Source organism: Roseibium alexandrii DFL-11 (genome assembly GCF_000158095.2).
Taxonomy (GTDB): Bacteria; Pseudomonadota; Alphaproteobacteria; order Rhizobiales; family Stappiaceae; genus Roseibium; species Roseibium alexandrii.
This window is the reverse complement of sequence record NZ_CM011002.1, coordinates 2409775-2431294: the sequence shown is the minus strand read 5'-3', so window position 1 is coordinate 2431294 and position 21520 is coordinate 2409775. Positions and strand designations below refer to the sequence as shown.

The 21520-nt window shown below is 56.8% G+C and carries 15 protein-coding genes; 7 read left to right on the top strand and 8 right to left on the bottom strand.

The features are described from left to right. The first annotated feature begins 46 nt into the window (after positions 1-46). A complete protein-coding gene (locus SADFL11_RS11335) occupies positions 47-1672 on the top strand; it encodes a L,D-transpeptidase scaffold domain-containing protein (RefSeq protein WP_040451669.1) in 1626 nt (541 codons plus the stop codon). Positions 1673-1703: 31 nt separating this feature from the next. Here the strand turns inward: SADFL11_RS11335 and SADFL11_RS11330 are convergent, their stop codons facing one another. From SADFL11_RS11330 to SADFL11_RS11315, 4 genes are all read right to left on the bottom strand, one after another. Continuing rightward, complete coding sequence (locus SADFL11_RS11330) at positions 1704-3314, bottom strand: APC family permease (RefSeq protein WP_008190600.1); 1611 nt, start codon at positions 3312-3314, stop codon at positions 1704-1706. A gap of 94 nt (positions 3315-3408) precedes the next feature. Next, a complete protein-coding gene (rpe, locus tag SADFL11_RS11325) occupies positions 3409-4080 on the bottom strand; it encodes a ribulose-phosphate 3-epimerase (RefSeq protein ID WP_008194528.1) in 672 nt (223 codons plus the stop codon). Positions 4081-4193: 113 nt separating this feature from the next. Beyond that, complete coding sequence (locus tag SADFL11_RS11320; protein WP_040451671.1) at positions 4194-4931, bottom strand: DUF2259 domain-containing protein; 738 nt, start codon at positions 4929-4931, stop codon at positions 4194-4196. A gap of 52 nt (positions 4932-4983) precedes the next feature. Further along, the gene (locus tag SADFL11_RS11315; protein ID WP_040451673.1) at positions 4984-5958 is read right to left on the bottom strand and encodes a sodium:proton symporter; all 975 of its coding nucleotides are present in this window, start codon (positions 5956-5958) and stop codon (positions 4984-4986) included. Between the two features lie 111 nt (positions 5959-6069). Here SADFL11_RS11315 and SADFL11_RS11310 point away from each other — a divergent pair, with 111 nt between their 5' ends. Next, on the top strand, positions 6070-7344 hold the full coding sequence (locus tag SADFL11_RS11310; protein WP_134852995.1) for an NAD(P)/FAD-dependent oxidoreductase: 1275 nt from the start codon (positions 6070-6072) through the stop codon (positions 7342-7344). A 10-nt stretch (positions 7345-7354) separates the two neighbouring features. Here SADFL11_RS11310 and SADFL11_RS11305 read toward each other — a convergent pair whose 3' ends face one another. Together SADFL11_RS11305 and SADFL11_RS11300 are read right to left on the bottom strand one after the other, a co-directional pair. Continuing rightward, positions 7355-8119: a substrate-binding periplasmic protein gene (locus SADFL11_RS11305; protein ID WP_040451675.1), complete on the bottom strand. Its 765-nt coding sequence runs from the start codon at positions 8117-8119 to the stop codon at positions 7355-7357. A gap of 111 nt (positions 8120-8230) precedes the next feature. Continuing rightward, positions 8231-8710 carry an Lrp/AsnC family transcriptional regulator gene (locus SADFL11_RS11300; RefSeq protein WP_008196258.1) on the bottom strand — a complete coding sequence of 160 codons (480 nt, stop codon included), beginning with the start codon at positions 8708-8710 and terminating at the stop codon, positions 8231-8233. Between the two features lie 145 nt (positions 8711-8855). Here SADFL11_RS11300 and SADFL11_RS11295 point away from each other — a divergent pair, with 145 nt between their 5' ends. The 3 genes from SADFL11_RS11295 (at position 8856) to SADFL11_RS11285 (ending at position 16526) form a co-directional block, all read left to right on the top strand. Next, on the top strand, positions 8856-12377 hold the full coding sequence (locus SADFL11_RS11295) for an indolepyruvate ferredoxin oxidoreductase family protein (protein WP_008197320.1): 3522 nt from the start codon (positions 8856-8858) through the stop codon (positions 12375-12377). A 512-nt stretch (positions 12378-12889) separates the two neighbouring features. Continuing rightward, positions 12890-13975: a DUF2336 domain-containing protein gene (locus SADFL11_RS11290; protein ID WP_040453059.1), complete on the top strand. Its 1086-nt coding sequence runs from the start codon at positions 12890-12892 to the stop codon at positions 13973-13975. 196 nt (positions 13976-14171) lie between these two features. Beyond that, a complete protein-coding gene (locus tag SADFL11_RS11285; RefSeq protein WP_008194803.1) occupies positions 14172-16526 on the top strand; it encodes a mechanosensitive ion channel domain-containing protein in 2355 nt (784 codons plus the stop codon). Between the two features lie 93 nt (positions 16527-16619). Here the strand turns inward: SADFL11_RS11285 and SADFL11_RS11280 are convergent, their stop codons facing one another. Both SADFL11_RS11280 and SADFL11_RS11275 read right to left on the bottom strand, forming a co-directional pair. Next, positions 16620-18731: a PQQ-dependent dehydrogenase, methanol/ethanol family gene (locus tag SADFL11_RS11280; RefSeq protein WP_008190590.1), complete on the bottom strand. Its 2112-nt coding sequence runs from the start codon at positions 18729-18731 to the stop codon at positions 16620-16622. Positions 18732-19005: 274 nt separating this feature from the next. Further along, positions 19006-19374, bottom strand: a complete 369-nt coding sequence (locus SADFL11_RS11275; protein ID WP_134852993.1) for a hypothetical protein — start codon at positions 19372-19374, stop codon at positions 19006-19008. Positions 19375-19497: 123 nt separating this feature from the next. Between SADFL11_RS11275 and SADFL11_RS11270 the strand changes: the two genes are divergently transcribed. Together SADFL11_RS11270 and SADFL11_RS11265 are read left to right on the top strand one after the other, a co-directional pair. After that, complete coding sequence (locus tag SADFL11_RS11270; RefSeq protein ID WP_008193201.1) at positions 19498-20376, top strand: LysR substrate-binding domain-containing protein; 879 nt, start codon at positions 19498-19500, stop codon at positions 20374-20376. Between the two features lie 132 nt (positions 20377-20508). Continuing rightward, complete coding sequence (locus tag SADFL11_RS11265) at positions 20509-21519, top strand: ArsR/SmtB family transcription factor (RefSeq protein ID WP_008194636.1); 1011 nt, start codon at positions 20509-20511, stop codon at positions 21517-21519. Position 21520 lies beyond the last annotated feature (1 nt).

Below are 21520 nucleotides of genomic sequence, written 5' to 3'. Positions count from 1 at the left end.
ACTGTGAGGAAGGTGTAGGCGGAGACGGAAAGGGAGGTCGATTTTGGTGGTTACACGGCGCGCAGGGCTTCCGATCGGTTTTTTAGCGGTTTTCATTGTTTGGATGAGTGTGCTTTCCGGCCCAACGTTGGCGAACGGTGGGGTAGAGGATGTCCAGCGGGTTTTGAACACGCCCGAACGCCTTTCTCTCATCGTTGAAAAACGCCGACGGGAAATCAGCGCTTATTATGGGGCTGAAGACGCGTCTCTCTTATGGCTTGGAACGGACAGGGCCCCGGCCTTCTTGGATCTCCTGAGAAATGTGCATCTCCACGGTCTTCGTCCGGAAGACTATCCGCGCGCCTATCTGGAAACCGAGCTCAAGTCAGTCGACGAAGGTCTAAGCCCTTCGGAGGCCGCATGGATTGAGCTCCTGTTCACAGGTCATTTTCTTGACTTTGCCAATGATCTCAGGGCAGGCCGGGTAACGCCGAGGGTTCTGTATCCTGGTGCCTATATGCCCGTGCACACAATCAACGGGACAGATGCCTTGAAGCGGCTGGCGGCCGCGCCCCAACTCTTGGATTTCGTGTCGATTTGGGAACCGCAGGACGATACCTATCGCTTGCTGAAGACCCACCTTGAGCGTCTGTATGCGGTCAAGGATGACGGCGGGTTTACATACCTGGATATTCAAGAGGAGCTGTCGCCCGGCGCGCAGGGTGATCAGGTTCCTGATCTACGGCGCCGGATGTTCGAAGACGGTCTTGTCGGCGAAGGCACAGGTGGAGAGCTTTTCGACAAGCGGCTTGCATTTGCAGTCGCCCAATCGAAACACAGATACGTTCTTCCGGTTTCAAGCGAGGTGACACCGCGGCTTATCCGGGCGCTGAACATTCCCATTGAGCGCCGGATCGAACAGGTCAGCAACGCCATGGAGCGCATTCGCTGGATCCCGCCGGAGTTTTCCCGGGTCAAGCTGTTCATCAATAAAGGCGAGAACCAGTTTGTATTCTCTGAGTCGGGGCGTGTGGTGATGGAAGGTCAGGCTTTCGCCAACTGTCCGGACCGAAACCATGCGAATACGGCGACAGCCATTGAAGCTGTTACCTTTCATCCAACCTGGCAGGTTCCACTGGAGTTTCTTGGTAATGAACTGCTGCCGCGGTTGAAGGACGATCCGACGGAGGTTGAGGGTGTTGGGTACTATTTGAGACGGAAAGGGGCGGATGTTCCGCTCAGTTCGCTTCCTTGGGGACAGGCAACGCCGCGCGCCATCAACCGGTTCAAGGACGAGTTCAATCTCTATCTGCCAGCTTCAGACGAAAACCCGCTTGGAAGCTACGCATTCCGGCTCCGGCAAGAACAGAAACTGGCGTTGTTCCATCTGGATTCTGCCCCGGAAGACGGCGTGTTCTGCAACCCTTATCTTCCGGCCAACGCGTTTGGTATTGTCGATGGGTTGGCGTTGCTGGAACAGGTGATCGAGCCGAGGGTGTTTCCGGCCGAGGGAATTGAAAACCGGCTCGCACGGGGGGATACGATTACCTTTCCTGCCCGGTCAGGCCTGATGGCCGTTGCAACGCACCAGTCGGTCTGGTTGCAGTATCAGGGCGCGATCCGTTTCGGTCATGATCCTTACCTTGAAGATTCACGGCTCACGGCCGCTTTGTCCGGGAGACCAAAACCCTAGGTCTCTCTCTCGCGGACTGCACTCAGTCGTGTCAGGTCTTTCGAAACGGCCCTTCATAGATGTCGTCTTCCAGGGTGCCGTATTCAGCCAATTCTTCGATCTTTTCCTGCGCCATGTAGCGAGCGAATTTTTCTTGCGGCAGCCTCAGGTGAATGGCTCCGATATAGATCACCGTTGCGAAAACTGCGATCAGAAGAATGTCCGGGCCGAGCGGCAAAATTCCGGATCCGCCCCCAAAGGAGCCTAGGTAGGAAAATACAACAATCCCGATAAGATAGGGCGCCAGCCAGGACGCCTCCCGCCAATCGAGATTGGCGTAACCGATGTGATGCCCGCGGATCATCAGAAGCACAAAACCAGCGGCAAGGCTGAGCCCCAAATGAAGCATGGTATGCCAGCCGGTCCAGTAGATGATCAGCGTTGCAACGACAAAAGCAAGACAGCCAAGGACTGGCGCGGCGGGCAATGTGAAAGCACGAGGCGCATCAGGGAGCAGCTTTCTTAAGGCGACCACAGCGATCGGTCCGACAATGAAGGATAGAACAATGGTCGAAGTGTTCAGCGCAAGCACTTCATCGAAGGGGAGCGCAAAGAAAAAGAGCGCTGCGACTACAAAATTGACCAGCAGCGAAAACAGCGGCACGCCCTTGTCCGACAACGTTTCCATGAATTTCGGGAATAGCCCGTTTTGAGCCATTGCAAGCCCCAGCCGGGCGTTGGACCCCACCGAAACGAGGCCGGAGGCAAAACTGGAAATCCTGGCTGTTGTGTCCAACAAGCTGACGACCCAAAGAGCGCCAACTGCTGTGGCTAGTGCTGCGAGTGGGCCGAGGTCGCCGCCGAAATGCAGTCCTGACCAGCCGTTTTGCAACTGGGCTGCATCTAATGCGCCAAGGAATGCAATCTGTAGTCCGCCATAGACAAATAGGCAGATCAACAGGCTCAGGATCAGGGCCAGCGGGATATTGACCTTGGGATTTTTCGCCTCACCGGCCAGGTCGATGACATGCCGGAAGCCAAGGAGAGAGAAAATCACGCCGCCGGAAGAGATGGCGGCGAGGATGCCCCTCAGACCCTCCGGTGCAAAGCCGCCATGGTTCGTGAAGTTGGACGGCTTGAAGCTGAGACTGATGATCACGACCGCCAGGAGAACCGGCACCAGGATTTTCAGCCAGGTCAATGCCGTGTTGATCCGGGCGAAGAGCTTGACGCCAAATGCGTTGATCACGGTGAAAACGGCAAGGAGCACCAGGGCGACTGCGAGCCCTCCAGTGCTAAGCTCGTTGTCGTTGGAATAAAGCCAGGGGGCCAAGGTCTTGGAATACCGAAGGATGGCCTCGACCTCGATGGTGGCTGCCGTGTTGTAGCCAACCCAAGCTGTCCATCCCATGGCCATGGAGACGACGGTTCCATGAGAAAACTGAGGCACCCGACCAATGCCGCCAGCGACCGGCAGAATTGTAGAGATCTCCGCAAATGTGATCGCAATCAACAGCATCGCAATGCCGCCGATCAACCAGGCAATCAGCGAGGCAGGACCGGCAGATTGTGCGGCGATCATTGGAACAAACAGCCAGCCTGACCCGAGAATTCCGCTGATCGCGACAAACGTCAGGCCAAGCAGACTAATGTTGCGTTGCATGTGTGCCAAACGACACCCCCCAGACTTTGAACTTCAGCTTAGCCGAAGGGGCAGGCGGATCGGAAGGTGTTTGGCGAAAGAGTTTTTACTTCTGTTAGGCGATTGCAGCCGCAGTCCGGATTGCATTGATGTTTGTCTTGTAGGCGTCGACTGTGCCGCCCTTGAAAACGGCGGATCCGGCAACGAGCACGTTGGCACCTGCCGCTGCAACCAACGGCGCTGTGTCCGGTGTGACACCGCCGTCGATCTCCAGATCGATTGGCCGGTCTCCGATCATTTGTTTGATCCGGGCTGTCTTTTCCACCATTGCCCCAATGAACTTCTGACCGCCGAAGCCCGGGTTCACCGTCATCACAAGGATCAGGTCGAGCCGGTCGAGTACGTATTCCAGAACGCTTTCCGGCGTTGCCGGGTTGAGCGACACGCCTGCCTTCTTTCCGAGGGCGCGAATGGCCTGCAGCGAACGGTCCAGGTGCTTCGTTGCTTCTGCGTGCACGGTGATAATGTCCGACCCGGCTTTGGCAAAGGCTTCCAGGTAAGGATCGCAAGGTTCTATCATCAAATGCGTGTCGAACACCTTGTCTGTGTGCGGGCGCATCTTGGCAATGACATCCGGCCCGAAGGTGATGTTCGGAACGAAATGGCCGTCCATCACGTCAAGGTGGATCCAGTCTGCTCCCGCCTCGACAACATCGCGGACTTCCTGTCCGAGCTTGGAAAAGTCAGAGGCAAGGACGGACGGTGCAATAATTATCTCGCGCGGCATTTACGGATCTCCTGAGGGTGGCTGCAAAGCCGGTCATAGACGGTTGGCGCCGCGCTAACACGTGTCCGGCAGACCGGCAAGTCAAAGAGCCCGTTCCTAATCGGTTTAACTGTTTACAGCCGTCCGGAGATGGCGAGAAACCGACCGTCAGGCCCTTCAAAGCCGTGGGCCGCCATATGAACAATCACCGTGATGACCGGTGGCTTGTCTTCCGGAAAAAAGCTCACGACCTTGTCTATCCGGTAGCCGATCGGGCAACCGCGGCTTTTCGGGAGGCTTTTGTCCAGATGCCGGACGCGCGCTTCTCCGCCATAAATCGTGTTGAGCTGGAACCCCTTGGTGGCCGCGCCATAGCTGGCACATGTGTCGTCGGGAAGGGGAAACTCCATCAACTGGATCTCCATCGACTCATCGATGGGGGGGACGACTGGCCGCAGATTGACCTTCATGTTGAAAGGATTGGCGGAAATTTCCGTGATCGGATTACTGCCGACTGTTAGTCCATGGCCGTCAATACCGAGGGACTTCAGAAGAGGGGCTGCAGCAGCTCTGTTGGCGGCCCGGGCGGCCTTCAGGAGAGCCACCGGATTGAAGCCGTTGCTGTCGTCGATTTCATCGCGGCGGCGAAACGGAGAAGGGCTCACCCATTTGTCCTCGTGGACATCGATCACGAATATCTCTGAATACGGAAAACCGGAGCCGTCCTGAATTCCTGACTGCTCAAAGGCAAAGTAACGACCGTCTTCAGAGTAGCCGAGAATATCCAATCGGGCCTGATCTCCGGCAATGGCTGCCGACATTGAGCCTGTTATGAAAACAAAAAAAGCAACAAGCAGTTGGTAGAAGCGCATGACCGGTCTCCTTATGATCTCTTCACAAGGATACCTTTGGCCTTCAGGTCTGTCAGGTCTGCGGCGTCACAGATTTCAGCTTTAGTCCGCAAAACCATCCGACAAACGGTTTCAGGACCATCGGCAAAATATAGATCGGGAATTGTCCGACTGCGAACCAAAGCCACGTGAGCTCTGGCAGCGTCCCGCCAAAGGCGGCAACCATCAGCCCCATGTTCCGTGTGCCGCAAGTGTGAGCAATGGCATAGGCATCTTCTCGGCTTGCGGGCGAAAATAGGAGCAGTGTCACCCCGATCTGTGCAAAAGCGAGGCAGAAAGTGATCGCGGTCAAGCCGAGGGTAAAGGTAGGTTTGTCTGCAAAACTCGCTGTGACGCCATCCATCGCAGCAATCGCAAAGATCAAAAGGAGGATAACATTCAAGCCGCTGATCATGTTTGCACCATTCGCAATACGCTCCAGTCCGGCAATCTTGCGGACGACCATCGCGGTGAGAAACGACCCAACCAGCAGAAATGACAATTGCGCGGCCAGGCCCCCAATACTCAGCGGCAAGGCATCTCCCAGCATCAACTCGCCGATGAAAGGTGCTGAAAGCGGCGTGATGATCAGGGCCGCAACGGAAAGCGCAAGACTAAGCGTTCCATTCAGGCCGAGGAGATAAATAAAGGCGGGTGCCGCCATGACCGGCGGGGCGGCCGTGGAGATAAATAAGGCCAGAACAAGCTCAGGTCCAAGTGTTTCCGGGCCAATTAGCTGAACGGCCGCAAAAGCAATCAGCGGCACACCGAGCATCATCCAAACGAGTGCGGTAAGGAGAAGGGTCGGTCGTTTTAAGCGCAGCTTGATGGCTTCGATATCGACCCTCAAGAAAGCCAGCACAAGCAGGCTGAATACCGAAACACCGAGATACGGGCGCAGATGTTCCGAAAGGGCTGGTAGCGCCATGCCGATGAAGATACTCACAGCCAAAGCGGCCGTACCATGCTGGCCAATCCATGCCACAGCTACCGCGAGCATCCGAATCATTTAAACTTTACTCCTGAAAAATTCGCGTGTGGGCAGGGACTTGCGGATCTTTTAAGGGAACTTAACCGGACTTGCCAATCACGATGGCGTCCTGCCGTTGAACCATGGGCCATGACAACTTCGAAACAGATGCAGACATTTGATGTGATGGTCCTGGGAGCCGGGATTGTTGGGGTTTCGACCGCGGCGCATCTACGGCGCCTTGGCCTCGATGTCGCCCTGATCGACCGGAAACATCCGGGCGGCGAAGCTTCTGCCGGCAACGCAGGTGTGGTCCAGCACAATGGTTTCGTGCCGCAAGGCCTGCCGAAAAACCCGGTGGCGTTCCTTAGGTCATCCTTCAACCTTGGTGGGCCGTTTTCGTACAGACCACTCACCCTGGCGAAGATGCTCCCGTGGATCCGGCAGTATGTGCAGGCAAGCTATGGCGAGGCGGCAGAGGCGTATTGCCGGGCCATCATGCCGCTGCGCCAACAGGCGGTCAAAGCGCATCTTGATCTTGCCGAGCAGTCAAATGCCGGCCGGTTTTACCGGAAGGGTGGCTGGCTGCACCTGTACCGAACGCCGGCCAGTTTTGATGCAGATGATGTGTCCCGGTACTACGCCCGGATCTACGGCGTCGATTACAAAGAAATGGATGGCGCAGAAGCCGGTGTTCTGGAACCTGGGTTGAAGCTTTCAGGCATGAAAGCCGTGCATTGGACCGAAAGCTGCTCGGTCTCCAACCCGGCTGCTGTCGTCGATGCGTTTTGGCGCGGATACATCCAAAATGGTGGTCATTATTTTCGGGCGGACGCCAAGAAGCTGATCCGCCAGAGGGGTGGGTGGAGCCTCGAGGGAGAACGTGGGCCCGTGTTTGCCCGCAATGTCGTCGTCTGCCTGGGCGCCTGGTCCATGGATGTCCTAAAGAAACTTGGCGAGCAATACCCGCTGGCCGTCAAGCGCGGCTATCACATGCATTATAGGCCACTCTCCGGGGCATCCTTGTCTCGGCCCGTCGTCGACATGGACAACGGGTTTGCTCTGACACCCACCGACTTCGGCATCAGGCTGACGACGGGAGTGGAGCTGTCAGGGCGCGACGCGCCGCCGAACCCGCAGATCATCAAACAGGTCCGGCGCAGGGCAGAAGAGATCTTTTCCCTCGGACGCGCGCTTCATGAGGAGCCATGGGTGGGAAGCCGGCCCTGTGTGCCGGATTCTCTTCCGGTCCTTGGACCATCCCCGTCCGTGAAGGGGCTGTGGCTCAATTTCGCCCATGGTCATGATGGTTTTACGCTCGGACCGGTCTCCGGCCAGATCATGGCCGATATGATTGCCAACAAACCTCTTGTTGCGGACGTAAACGGCGTCTCACCAGCCCGGTTTCAAACACAAAAGAAATGACGTTCCGTATTTAACTTGAAGGCCCGATATAGGTCGTCTTGATTTGGTCGATCGACCCATCGTCTTTCATGCGGCGGATGATCCGGTCGTATTCGGCCTTTAGCTTTTTCATATCCGGATGCGTCGAGGCTTTCGAGAAGACGTTGTAATAGGCCTTCGACTTCATTGGCTTTGGAAGGAAATCGATCTGGTTTCGATAGCCGCTGATGTGGGCGTGATGCAATGTCGAGATGGTGTTCATCGGAACGGCATCGATCCTGCCTGCGAGCAGCTTGTCGATCTGCAGAGAATTCTCTGAGACAAGTTGCAGCTGGAGGCCTGCGTCCCAGAATTCCGGGATGTAGGAAATTCCGTGCGTTGCACCGATCGTCATTGAGCGCAGATCATCGAACGTGGAAAACGTGAACTTGCCGCGATCTTCCGCCCTGATAAAAAAATTCCAGTCCAGATCGATGTAGCTTTCGCTTGGATATTCGAGAAATGTGCGGCGTTCTTCGTTTTGCGAATAAAGGAGGAGGACATCGATCCGTCCGGCTTTGGCCTCGACCTGCAGGCGCTGGTCGGATTCGATAAGCATCACCTCATAGTCAATCGCCAGTTCGCGCAGGATCTCGTCCATCACTTCAATGTCGATGCCGCGGACTTTTCCGTCCGCCTCATATTTGAACGGCGCTTGAGGATTGGCGGCGATGATCAGAGGACGAGCTGCAACCGATGTGTGCCACATCCCAGCCAGAAGACAGCATATACAAAACAGACCGATATTCCGCAGCACGCCTGAACCCTCTTCAAGTCACACTCTGTCAAGCAAACGGGAAGTTTTACTGTCCCATACAATAGCCAAACAAACAGTGAATTTTGAAGAGGCCGTAAGGTGCTGCGCGTCTCAATTCTCGCGAAGAGGCAGTGCAGCGGTATCCTTTACCGTGTTGACAACGATACGTGACTGAACGTCAGATACCAGTGTATTATCGAGAAGCTTCAAACGCAGGAAGTCGTCATAGGTCTTGATGTCATCGGTTACCACCTTGATGAGGTAATCGACCGCGCCTGTGATACGTTCACAAATAACGACTTCCGGCCAATGATGGACGAGCTTGTCGAACGTTTCCATGTTTTCGCGGCTGGGAACGGCAAGCTTGACGAAGGAATAGGCGACAAAGCCAAGGCCCACAGCTTCGCGGTCTATGATCGCGGTAATTTGCTTGATGATGCCTTGTTCCTTCAACCGCTTGATGCGGCGCCAGCAAGGGGTTTGGCTCATGCCTGCTTCTTTGGCGACTTCTGCGATTGAAAGGGAGGCATCCCTTTGCAAAACGCGCAATACACGGATGTCGGACGGGTCCAGAAGATTCTTTTCGGTCATTGGGTCATTTTCGGAAATTTTATGCTGCCTGGTGACGAATTGTGGTGACGATAGCACAGAAATCGCTGCTGAAAAGGACGATATTAATCGGAAAAGGAAGTTCGCCGCAGAGGGCCGCCCAGGGGGCGTAGGAGGAGAATACCGAATGGATGTGCTTGTGTCCGATATCAGCCTTGAAGACAAATACACCGCGACGGACGGTCGTGTGTATCTGACAGGCATTCAGGCGTTGGTCAGACTGGCTCTGGACCGCGCGCGCCTGGACCGGCAGGCAGGTCTCAAAACAGGCGGATTCATTTCCGGGTATCGCGGGTCGCCGCTGGCTGGATATGACACTGAGTTGGAGCGCGCCCACCGGCACCTGAAGGGCCTTGAAGTTGTTTTCAAGCCTGGCGTGAACGAAGAGCTTGGCGCGACCGCGGTCTGGGGCAGCCAGAAGCTGCGCGGTGAAGGCGGCGTCGGGCGGCCTACAGAATATGACGGTGTCTTTGGCATCTGGTACGGCAAGGCGCCAGGTGTTGACCGGGCCGGTGATGCGCTGCGTCAGGGGAACGCATCTGGCACGGACCGCAACGGCGGTGTTCTGGCTTTGGCCGGGGACGATCACCTTGCCAAATCCTCCATTCTGCCTGCGCAAAGCGAATTCTTCTTTGAACATGCTGAAATGCCGGTTCTCAACCCTGCGGACATTCAGGACGTGCTCGACTATGGTCTGCACGGGCTTGAGATGTCCCGCTTTTCCAGTCTTTGGACGGCGTTGATCTGCGTGGCCGACACGATGGATGCGTCCGCCACAATCAACGTGTCGCCAAACCGTCTGCGGATGGTTCGCCCGTTGGAAGGCGATCCGCGCAAGGATTACCATCAGAACCGCGACTTGCTGCTCGGCAACAGGCTGGAAACAGAGCGCCTGGTGCGCGAGCTGCGGATCCCGGCTGCCCAGGCTTATGTCCGCACGAATGGCCTGGATCGTGTGACCTTCGGTACCCGGCAAAATCCGAAACTCGGCATTGTTTCCTCCGGCAAAGCGTATCGCGACCTGCTTCAGGCGCTCGATCTCATGGGCGTGACCGAAGACAAGGCCAAAGCGCTGGGCCTCGGTATATACAAGGTTGCAATGACCTGGCCGATGGAACCGCTTGGCCTGCGGGACTTTGCCCGCGGAGCAGAGAAACTGCTGGTCGTGGAACACAAGCGGGCCTTCATGGAGCCGCAGATCAAGGAGATTTCCTATCACTGGCCGGACATGAGCCGTCCGGAAATTTGGGGCAAACGCCGCCCGGATGGCTCGCCGTTCCTCTCGGATGTTCTCGAGATTTCCGTTGCCGAGCTCATCGAAGGCTTGATGAAGTGGCTGCCGGCAGATGCCGTCACCGAAGAAATGCAGGCTGTTGCTGCGCGCATGACCAAGCAGGCCATGTGGGCCCAAGGCCATGCAGAACGCGCCTCCCGCGTGCCTTACTTCTGTTCCGGCTGTCCGCATTCAACCTCGACCAAGACGCCGGAAGGCTCCCGGTCGATGCCGGGCATCGGCTGTCATGCCATGACCGAAATGGCAGGCCGGACCACGGAAGGCCAGATCCAGATGGGCGGAGAGGGCGTCCTTTGGGTTGGTCAGCAGCCGTTCTCGGGCGACAGCCATGTGTTCGCAAACGTCGGCGATGGAACATATTTCCACTCCGGTATCCTTGCGATCCGTCAGGCGCTCGCGGCCAAAGTGCCGATCACCTACAAGATCCTTTACAATGATGCCGTGGCCATGACCGGTGGTCAGAAGCATGATGGACAGTTGAGTGTTCCGCAGATTACCCGTCAGCTGGAAGCAGAAGGTGTGGAACGCATTGCGGTGGTCTCCGAAAATCCGGATGCTTACGGATCATGGTCACCAATTGCAGCCGGAACAAAGGTCTATCATCGCGACGAATTGATGGATGTGCAGAAGGATCTGCAGACCTTCAACGGCGTTTCCGTAATCGTGTACGATCAAACCTGTGCAGCCGAGAAACGGCGCCGCCGGAAGCGCGGACTGTTCCCGGATCCGGATCAGCGCCTGTTTATCAACGATCGCGTCTGCGAAGGCTGCGGTGACTGCTCGGTCCAGTCCAACTGCCTGTCAGTTGAGCCGCTGGCAACGCCGTTTGGCGAAAAACGTGTGATCAACCAGTCCAGCTGCAACAAGGACTTTTCCTGCATCAAGGGTTTCTGTCCGTCCTTTGTCGAGATCGACGGTGCGGCGCTCAAAAAGCCGAAAAAGGCTGACGTGGATATCGACGCGCTCGTTGAACAGCTGCCGGAACCGGTTCTGCCGGCGCTGGACCGGACGCAGAACGCGTTGGTTGCCGGCATTGGCGGCATGGGCGTCACCACAATCAGTGCTGTTCTAGCAATGGCGGCGCATATCGATGGCAAGCAGGCCTCGACCCTGGACATGACGGGACTGGCGCAGAAGGGCGGACCGGTAACCTCCCACGTTCGCTTTGCATCCATTGACCGCGCGATTGAAGGTCCGAGGGTGCCGGCCGCAAGCCTCGATCTCTTGATCGCAAGTGATATGGTCGTTGCCACCAATGCGGAACAACTGGCACTCGCCCACCGTGGCCAGACCGTGACAGTGGCAAACACCAAGGTTGCCCCGACTGCAGAGTTTGTCCTGAAGCAGACCCTATCCTTCGATGAGAAGAAGATGGACGCCGCCTTGAAGGCAGCGTCCGGAACGTATCTCGCGATGGATGCGGCCGGAATTGCTGAAAAGCTGCTGGGCGATGCGATCTTTGCCAACATGCTGCTCGTTGGCATGGCGTATCAATCAGGTGCCCTGCCGGTTTCCGGCGATGCCATTGAAACAGCCTTGCAGCTGAACGGGGCGGCAGTGGCCGGCAACATCAAGGCGTTCCGCGCCGGCCGTGTTCTGGCTGCCGACGCTGAGCTGTTGTTGAAGGCTTTGCCAGCGAGCGAAAAACCGCGCACGTTCACATTGGATGAAAAGATTGCATTCAATGCCGACGAGCTTGTCAGGTATCAGGACGAAGCCTATGCGGCCCGTTACCGGGATCTCGTTGAAAAAGTGAAGGCAGCGGACGAAGCTCATGGCCCGGGGCAAATGCGCCTCTCCAGAACCGTTGCTGATCTGCTCTATAAAGTAATGGCTTACAAGGACGAATATGAAGTCGGCCGCCTTTATTCCGATCCGGCCTTCAAGGAAAAGATCGCGCAGCGGTTCGAAGATCCGAAGAAGCTAAAGGTCTATCTGGCCCCGCCTATGCTGGCTCACCGGAAAGACCCGAAAACCGGACGCCCGGAGAAGATGGCATTCGGACCGTGGATCTTTACCGCGTTCAAACTCCTTGCCGGGTTCAAAGGCATGCGCGGCAAATGGTACGACCCATTTGGACGGACCGCGGAGCGCCGTGCAGAGCGGGCCCTGATCGCTCAGTACGAAAAGGACATTGCGGAGATCATCACCCGTTTGCCGAATGGCAATTACGGTCTCCTCGTGGAGCTGGCACGGGTGCCGGATTTGGTCCGCGGATTTGGCCCGGTCAAGGAAGCGAACCTGGAAAAGGCCGCGGACAAACGCAGTGTGCTGCTTGAGCAACTCAATACCCGCAAAGACGGCGGGAATGATGGCGATCATCAAAGCGGCGACTTCCTCCAAGCCGCGGAGTAACGCGCGGTCTTCTTTTTGAAAAATTCAAGCCGGCGCAGCTTCTGCGCCGGTATTTCGTTTGCAGACGTGGCAGCGCACTGCGCCAGTCCGGCGCAAGACAACTCAGGCATATCTATTGGTACTGCGGAAACGGCTTGCGCCCGGAATATTTGTTGTATGCAGCGCCGCTTTCGAATCTGCCCACCAGGGCAAAGCGCATTAACACTCCGGTTTAAGAATTGGGGCATTCGGCGTGAAAACGAAGCTTGGCCAAGATAAAAATGAGCCCAGCTAACAAAAATTAATACTCGATTTTTTGACCTTCATAGAGCGCCGAAACGGGATGTCAGAGCCGATAATTTTATAAAAAACAATGGCATGTAGAGTAACTGGCAAATCTAGTTAGAATTCTTCCTAAAATTTATAAAAACACGATTACATTCTCCAAATACCTGTTTCTGTCTTCTTTAAGTCTCCAATTCATTTTGTGGCCAGAGCCGAAGACCGGCGTAAGATTCAATCTGGTAATGAAAATGAGTGAAGCGTTGAAAACAGAACTGGTGAACTTCTCGGAGCTGACCGGGGAAGCAGCAAGCGCCCGCCGGGCTGAACTGGCCCGCCATGTGGCAACGCTCTTTGCGTTGACATCCGACAGATGCTCTGACGAACAGGTCGATATCTACGACTCCGTACTGCTGCGGCTGGTGGATATGGTGGAATCGGAAGTCCGCCGTTTTGTCGCCGAGCAGATGAGTACCCTGCGCCGCGGTCCGGAAGAGACCATCCGGCGCCTTGCAAGTGATGTGATCGAGGTATCCGAACCGATCCTCGTCCGCTCGACCGTCCTGCGCGATGCCGACCTCGTTTCGATTGCCGAAGAGCAGGGCAATGACCATCGCTATGCCATTGCACAACGCGAAGTGCTTTCAGCTGATGTGACCGACATTTTGGTGCGGCGCGGTGATCTGAAGGTCAAGCGCAAGATTGCAAGCAACGACGGCGCCAGCTTGTCCGGCTCAGCCATCGAGCTTCTGATTTCCGACTCTGCTGCCGATGCAACGCTTCAATTGAGTTTGAGCGACCGCCCGGATCTTGCCGAAGCTCAGATCGCCAGCCTGATTTCCATCGCGAGCGATGAAGTACGCAAGAAACTGCAGACATCCGGCCGTTCCGGTGAAACCGCCCAATTGGATGAAGCGGCAGACATTGCAGCGCGGCGCATGTCCAACCAGTACTGGTTGGGCCGGTACGATTTTGAAACAGCCCGCAGCCGCATTCTTCTTCTTGCGAAGAAGGGCATGGTGAACGAAGCCGCACTTCGCCGGTTCGCTTCTGAAGACAGGTTCGCGGAAGCTGTTGCCACCTTCGCCTGGTTGGTTCGGTGCGGTGTTGAAGAAGCCAGCCACTGGATGGTGCGGCCGGACCCGGAGCCGTTTGTCATTCTGGCAAAAGCCTCCGGCTTTTCGTCGATCACGGTCGGATCGCTGTTGAGCATCGGCCCGTGGCGTCATCGCCTGACACCTGAGAACCGCAGCCACGCCATGAACCTATATGAGCGCATGACTGTTGCAGAAGCCAAACGCAAGATCGCCCATTGGAGCTACAACGTTCTGAAGTGATCTGACCTGGCAGATTGCGCAAGACATTGAGCCCGGCTACCGCGCCGGGCTTTTTCGTGCGCATCTAACGCGAGAGACGCCTTTTTTCCTTAGCGGAACCGTGCTTTACAGGTCGAAACAGATTCTGCAAAGAGCGGGGCCAATGGGTATGCGCAGATCCGTCCATCAACTACTGCAACATGAGTTGCCTCTGGCTATGCGCGCTTTTTTCGGCCGCGTTCCGATCCTCGCAGTTGCTGTTCTGAGCATGCTGGTTGTAAGCATAAGTGCAGGACCGGAGTATGCCCATGCCCAGGGGCCTGCGAGCTTATTGTCCGCGGTCAGCGGCGGTTCAAAGGAAAAAACTGCAGAGACAACCGCCGAACATACCGAACCTGCTTCTGAAGGGGGCGGTGTCAGCGCCGATGAGGGTGGTGGCGCCATGATGGAGTCCATGGACGAGTTTGCCGATGAAGCCGTCCGTGCCCGCGATGCCTTGAAAACAATCGTTCAGAAAATTCCGACTATTCGCGCGGCGATGGTCGATACGCTCCGCTCTCAAGGTGAGGATCAAGGGCTGGGCTGGATCTCAACCGCGCTAACAGATGTGGTGATCGCGGTTCTCTTCGGTCTTGCAGCCTCGACCTTGCTGGCGCGCTGGGGGCGGCGGCAGTTCGCAGGGATGTACAAACCCGACGTCTACACCCGTTCCGACAAGATCATCTATTTGTATCTGCGGGCGATTTTGATGATCGCCGGTGTCGTCCTCTATTTTGCTGTGGCGACGGTGGTTTATCTCCTGATTGGCACGGGCTTGGAAGCTGCGAATGAAACCGCACTCGTGGCCTTCAGCATGAGTGCCGCCTACATGGCGTTGCGGATCATTTGGATGAACCTGTTGGCCCCAGATGCGGATAGCCACCGTCTAGTCGCCTTGAGCAATCGGGAGGCGAAGGGCCTCTACCGGTTCTTGCTGGTCGGCAGCGGGATTTCCGTCGCATCATTTGCGTTCTGCCTCTGGATGGAGCGTCTCGGCCTGCCGCAAGACATTCACAAACTGGCACTCATCGCCGCGTCCGGGCTGTCGATGATTATCTTGTGTGCCATTGCAGTGGCCTATCGGAGCGTCATCGCGCGTCTGATCCGGGGAGCCGCTGGCGATCAGGCCCCCATGTGGCGCCGGGTGCTGGCCGCCGTTTGGCACCTTATCGCCGTAATCTACTTTGTGATTGCCTGGGGTATCTCAGCTCTTCGGATCCTTTTGGACTTACCGTCAGCAACAGGACTTGTGGGGGCTCCGATCCAGGTTTTGCTGGTGGCCGCCGTTGCTTATGGGCTGCTCATCCTCCTGATTGATCGCGTGTTGTTGCCGCGTCTTGATACTGCCAAAGCGGAAGCCAAGATTGCTGAGGACATTCAGCGGGCGGAAGAGAGCGAAGGCGCTGAGCAGGACCCGGAAAGCACACTGGCCCAAGCTCATGCTGAAGCTGCCGACCGCGAAGCCGATCGGTCCCCGTTCCGCGCGTTGCTTGATCGTGGCGCGGCGATTCTGGTGATCTTTGGCGGGCTGGATCTGTTGACCTCTCTTTGGGGCGTCAGCATGGCTGGCGACGGTTCGATGATCGGGTCCTTCATCGAAGTCCTGCTCGTCATGTTCCTTGGCTACATGGCCTATGAGGCGGTGAAGATCTTGATCGACCGGCAGATCGCAAAGGAATCGCCGGCTGAGAAAGACGAGGAAGCTGAGATCGGAGGGGCCGGGGAAAGCCGGATTTCGACGCTGCTGCCGATCTTCCGGAATTTCCTTTTGATCACCATTGTGGTGATTGCGGCCATGGTTGTTCTGGCCGAGCTGGGTGTGAATATCGCGCCGCTCTTCGCCGGTGCCGGTGTTGTTGGTCTGGCGGTCGGTTTCGGCGCTCAGACCCTCATTCGGGATATCTTTTCCGGTGCCTTCTACCTGATTGATGATGCTTTCCGGAAAGGTGAGTACATCGACATTGGCAGCGCTAAGGGGACTGTCGAGAAAATCTCGATCCGTTCGATGCAGCTGCGCCATCATCGCGGGGCGCTCACCACCATCCCATTTGGCGAAATCCAGCAGGTCGAGAACTTCTCGCGCGACTGGGCCATCATGAAACTCGCCTTCCGGGTCACCTATGACACGGATGTCGAAAAGATGCGCAAGATCATCAAGAAATTCGGTCAACGGCTTCTTGAGGATGAGTATTATGGGCCGATGTTCCTCGCGCCGCTGAAATCCCAGGGTATCATGTCCATGGAAGATTCGGCCATGATCGCCCGGGTGAAGTTCACCGCAAAACCCGGCAAGCAGTTTGAATTGCGGAAAGTGATCTATGCCGGCCTGCGCGATCTCTTCGAAGAAAACGGCATCAGGTTTGCCCATCGTCAGGTCACGGTCCGCGTTGCCGGCGCCGGAGATGATGAGGACGATGGCGCCAACGGCAAAATCTCACCGGAAGCGGCCAAGGCTGCTGCAGGTGCCGCGGCCATGTCGGGAATGCTCGACGAAGAAGCCAATGGGGACAGCGGTCAGGATGACCCGATCTGACGGTATATGAGCACTTACAGAAAAAGGCTCTGCGGAGACATCGGCAGAGCCGTTTTCATTTCTGGTAAGGCCTCTAGGCCGTTCACCGAAACCTTACTGCGCCTTGGTTGCCGCCGCAGCCCTTAAAGAGTCAGCTGTGCCCTGGATAAACGCCAGCACGTTTTGAACGTCGGCATCGGTCAAATGTGCATCAAAGCGCGGCATACCGTTGTGCAGTCCGGCTCCTTGCAGGACCCAGGCATCGGCATTGGTCAGGACTTCTTGTTCCGAGTAGCCAAGGTTCGGAACAGCGCCGCCATTGTTGACCCCCGGCACACCGTGACAGAAGAGACAGTTGGAGACATAGGTCGCCAGTCCTGCCGTGACCTGTTCCGGGTCATAAGGAACTCCGGAGACGAGTTCGGTGCGGGTCGACAGTTCCGCCGTTGGAATCTCTTCGCTGCCGCCGATCCGGAAGGTGAAGACCCGGCCAGGCCCAACTTTTTCGGTGGCCCGTTGCATCAGGCCATAGACCCCGCCCCAGCCGGCAGCGATCGTGACGTATTGTTCGCCGTCGTGTTCCCAGGTCATGGGCGCAGCAATGACGCCGGACGTCATGGGAACCTGCCAGAGTGCTTCTCCGTTCGTGGCATTGTAGGCAATGAACCGGCCATCAGCGGTTCCCTGAAACACAAGGTTGCCAGCCGTGGTCAGGGTGCCGCCATTCCAGGGCGAGACATATTCAGCGCGCCAGGCCTCCCGCTGGTTGACCGGATCCCAGGCCAGAAGGTGTCCGAAAGGCGTTGCTTGCGGCGCAACCACATTGAAAAGATACCCAAGGTTCCAGCCAACCCCCGACATGGTCGACATGGGCTTGTGGGAATTGAGCTCCCAGCTCGGATCGGTCGATTGCACAAGCGGAACGCCTTGCGCCGGAATGTAGACAAGCCCGGTGTCCGGATTGAAGCTCATTGGATGCCAGTTATGTGCGCCGTAAGCGGATGGTACCGGTTCGAACGGCTTGTCTTTCGAGCGGGCATCCGGGTTTTCGATGGGCCTGCCATCAGCGTCATAGGCCTTGGCCCAAGTCGTCTCAACGAATGGTTCTGCGGAAATGAACTCGCCGTTGGTGCGGTCAATCACATAGAAGAAGCCATTCTTCGGGGCCTGCATCAGTACTTGACGCGTATCGCCGTCGATCTCGAGGTCGGCAAGAATGATGTGCTGCGTGGATGTGTAGTCCCAGGTATCCCCCGGTGTGTTCTGGTAGTGCCAGACATAGTCACCGGTGTCCGGATTGAGCGCGACGATGGAGGCGAGAAACAGGTTGTCGCCCCCGGCCGGTGAACGCAGATGCTGGTTCCACGGCGATCCGTTGCCCGTCCCGATGTAAAGAAGGTTCAGCTCCTGATCATAGGCCATGGCGTCCCAAACCGTGCCGCCGCCGCCAGCCTCCCAATATTTGGCGGATGGATCCCAGGTTTCCGCCGCCATTTTCATGGCGTCATTTTCATAAGGCTTGGCCGGGTCGCCAGGCACCGTATACCAGCGCCAGACGGTGTCTCCGGTCTCCGTATCATAGGCTGAAATGTAGCCGCGCACGCCAAACTCGGCACCACCATTGCCGATGATCACCTTACCGTTGATGACCCGTGGCGCCCCGGTCACGGTGTAGGACATATCCCGGTTTTCAATGGTGTCGATCTTCCAGAGTAGCTCGCCGGTGGCAGCATCCAGGGCATGCAGATAACCGTCATAGGATCCAACGAAGACCTTGCCTTCATAGATGGCGACGCCCCGGTTGACGACGTCGCAGCATCCCTTGGCGGCGTATTCGCCGGGCACCTCCGGATCATATACCCAGAGCTTTTCTCCCGTGATGGCGTCCAGCGCATGAACAATGGACCAGGATGCGGTGACATACATGACACCATCAGCCACGATCGGTGTCGCCTGAACACCGCGGCGGGATTCCAGATTGTAGGACCAGGCCAATCCGAGTTCGCCGACGTTGTCGGCCGTGATTGTATCGAGTTGAGAGTATCGGGTTTCGGCGTAATTCAGGCCGTAATTGAGCCAGTTTTGATCTGACGCGTCGTTTTCGATGATCGTGGCCGTGTTGATGCCGCCGGTGGCAGCGCGTATGGCGTCTGCCGAAATTGGCTCGGCTGCCGCCAGATGTGGGCTGACAAGAAGTGCCAGTGCTCCGCCGATGAAGCGTTTCATGAATTGTCTCCTCCCTCACGTAATTTTTGTCGCCCGCACATGGCGCCGTCTCACGATCCAACCTCAGGCTCTCCTCCAGCCGGCTGTACACCGTGATGGGCATGCGGGATGGAACTGTGCCTCCCAGTTTTGATGTTAGTGAATAATACTAATGCGAATTAAGTTGGGCGCAACTGAATGCGCGTTTCTCGTGCTAAAGTACAAGAAGCACTTATCGCGCGTGGTGGCGGGTGTAGCGAGCGATCAAAAGGATTTGCTGACGTCTTCGGCAGGCTTAACTGCTTGATTGGTTTCTACGGAAACCAAGGCGCTTTGCAGGCATTTCAAATTGCACAATCTCAGCATTCGGCCGTGTATCATCTACACGTGTGAGCTCGGCCTTTAGAAACTTGCGTGAGCGCAACTGCGCACGGGTAAGGCCAAGATCAGCCAAAACACTATCGGGTTCCTCCCGGAGCAAGTGTTGTCTCTCCGAGGCCAATTGCAGGAATTGCTTTATTTTTGTGGTTTTGTCGTGCAACCAGCTTGTCAAACGAAATTTGTGAGAAAATCTCTTAAGGCAGTGGTTTTGATTGGGGTAGGAAATGACCAGCGCCGTCTGCGGTGGCGAGGCGCGTTTAAAAGTGAGCTTGTGTGTTTTCACGATAATTGTCCGGAATAAGAGCGGAATGGTTACACTATCGCGAAAACATATCGCCTGGTCGAAGGAGAAGTTGTCAGTCTATTGTGAGAAAAAAGAACATGTTTCGCCAGGTGAGAGATTGAGATGAAACGATTGCCGCCCTTGAATGCCTTGCCAGCTTTGGAAGCGACGGCGCGGCTCGGATCCATGAGTGCCGCTGCAGATGAGCTTGGCCGGACACATGGCGCGATCAGCAAGCAGCTCGCCCATCTGGCAGAACAGGCGGGTGTCGCCTTGTTCCGGAAGGACGGGCAGGGGGTGGCCCTGACCCCGGAAGGGGAAAAGTTTGCAAAGGCGGTCGGCGGATCGTTGCAGGAGATCGAAGCGGCTTGGCGGGGGCTCACGCAGCTTGCCGACAGTCCGACCCTCGACATCGGAATCAGCGCGACGTTTGCCATGCGCTGGTTGATGCCGCGCCTGCCGCGGTTTTATCAGCGGTATCCCGATGCACAGGTTAACTTCCGGATGACGGGTAAACACTGGCTGCCGGAAGAGCAGATGGATGCCATCCTGACGTGGGACCGTTTGCGCTGGCAGTTCGGCGGCCGAACGGACATTGAAATTCTGGGTGATGTTGCCTTCGGTATTGTCCATGCGCCCGGTCTCAGCGTTGAGTTAAAAGAGCGCGTGCTGACGGTTAAAAACCGATGCGTCCAGGAATTGCCGGGTGATGTGTGGAACGCTTATCAGACCCTGGCCGGTGTTGAAGTCGTCTCGGAAACGACAACCGCCTATCCGCACACGTTTCTGGTGATCGAGGCGGCTTTGGCCGGGTTGGGGGCTGCCCTGGTGGAAAAGCGCATTGTGGCGGAGGAGCTGGCAGATGGCCGTCTTGTGGCGCCCTTTGGGTTCACGCTGATCGAGGATGGTTTTGGCGCCATTGTATCTCAACGCAAACGGCCAAAGCGCTTGGCGCGCGCCTTTCTGGGGTGGCTGCGCGAAGAAGCGGCAGCTGCGCGATAGCAGTCCCGTTAACTGATGATTTGCCAATATTGTCGCTCAGGGACAAGAGTGTGACGCATTTGGGTCGCTGGGCTTGCATCGTCTGCGTGATTGATATAAAGATATCTTTATATTGACATTGGCGGTGAGTAAATGACCGAGCGGAACACCCTATCAGTAGACGAGACCCTGGCCGCCTTGCGGGCAGTTGGGGAAGCAACGCGGATCCGTCTGATCGCTCTGCTGGCGCAAAACGAACTAACCGTGAAGGATGCCACTGCTATCCTTGGTCAGAGTCAGCCGCGCATCTCCCGCCATCTGAAACTGCTTGCTGAAGCCGACGTCATCCAACGCTTCCCGGAAGGCTCGTGGGTCTATTACCGCCTGTCGGACGGACCCGAGGGCGCGTTGGCACGCGATGTTGTGGCTCGGATCTCAAATGAGGACGCCGTTTTGGCGGCTGATCAAGAACGCTTTCAAACCATCCGTAAAGCCAAGGCGGAAGAAGCTGCTGCCTTCTTTGCTGGCCGCGCGCTTACCTGGGACCGGGAGCGCTCCTTGCATGTGCTTGAAGCCGACGTTGAAGCGGCAATGCGCAACGCGCTTGGCGATGCGCCGTTCCAGACATTTCTTGATCTTGGAACAGGCACCGGCCGTCTATTGGAAGTCTTTGCAGATCAGTACGTCTCAGCTCTTGGTGTCGACGCGTCCCATGACATGCTGTCCGTTGCGCGGGCGAACCTATCGAAAGCAGGCCTGAACAATGCCCAGGTTCGCCATGGCGATGTTTACGCTTTGAACGTGCCGCCGAAATCCTTCGACGTGGTCGCAATCCACCAAGTGTTGCACTTCCTGGATGATCCGGCACGGGCGCTTGCAGAAGCTGCGCGGGCATTGCGCCCCGGCGGGCGTCTGCTGATTGTCGACTTTGCGCCGCATGAGCTTGAGTTCCTGCGGGACCGGCATGCGCACCGCCGCCTCGGCTTTGCCAGCGAGCAGATGGAGCGCTGGCTGGATGCGCTGGATCTCGATCTTGAAAAAACAACCGACCTCGTTCCTGGCGAGGCCGATGACAGCAAACTGACCGTTACCCTTTGGCTGGCCCGTGATCGGCGGATCATCACCGACGTGCCTGCCCAGAATTCTTCCCGAGAGGTTGCCTGAT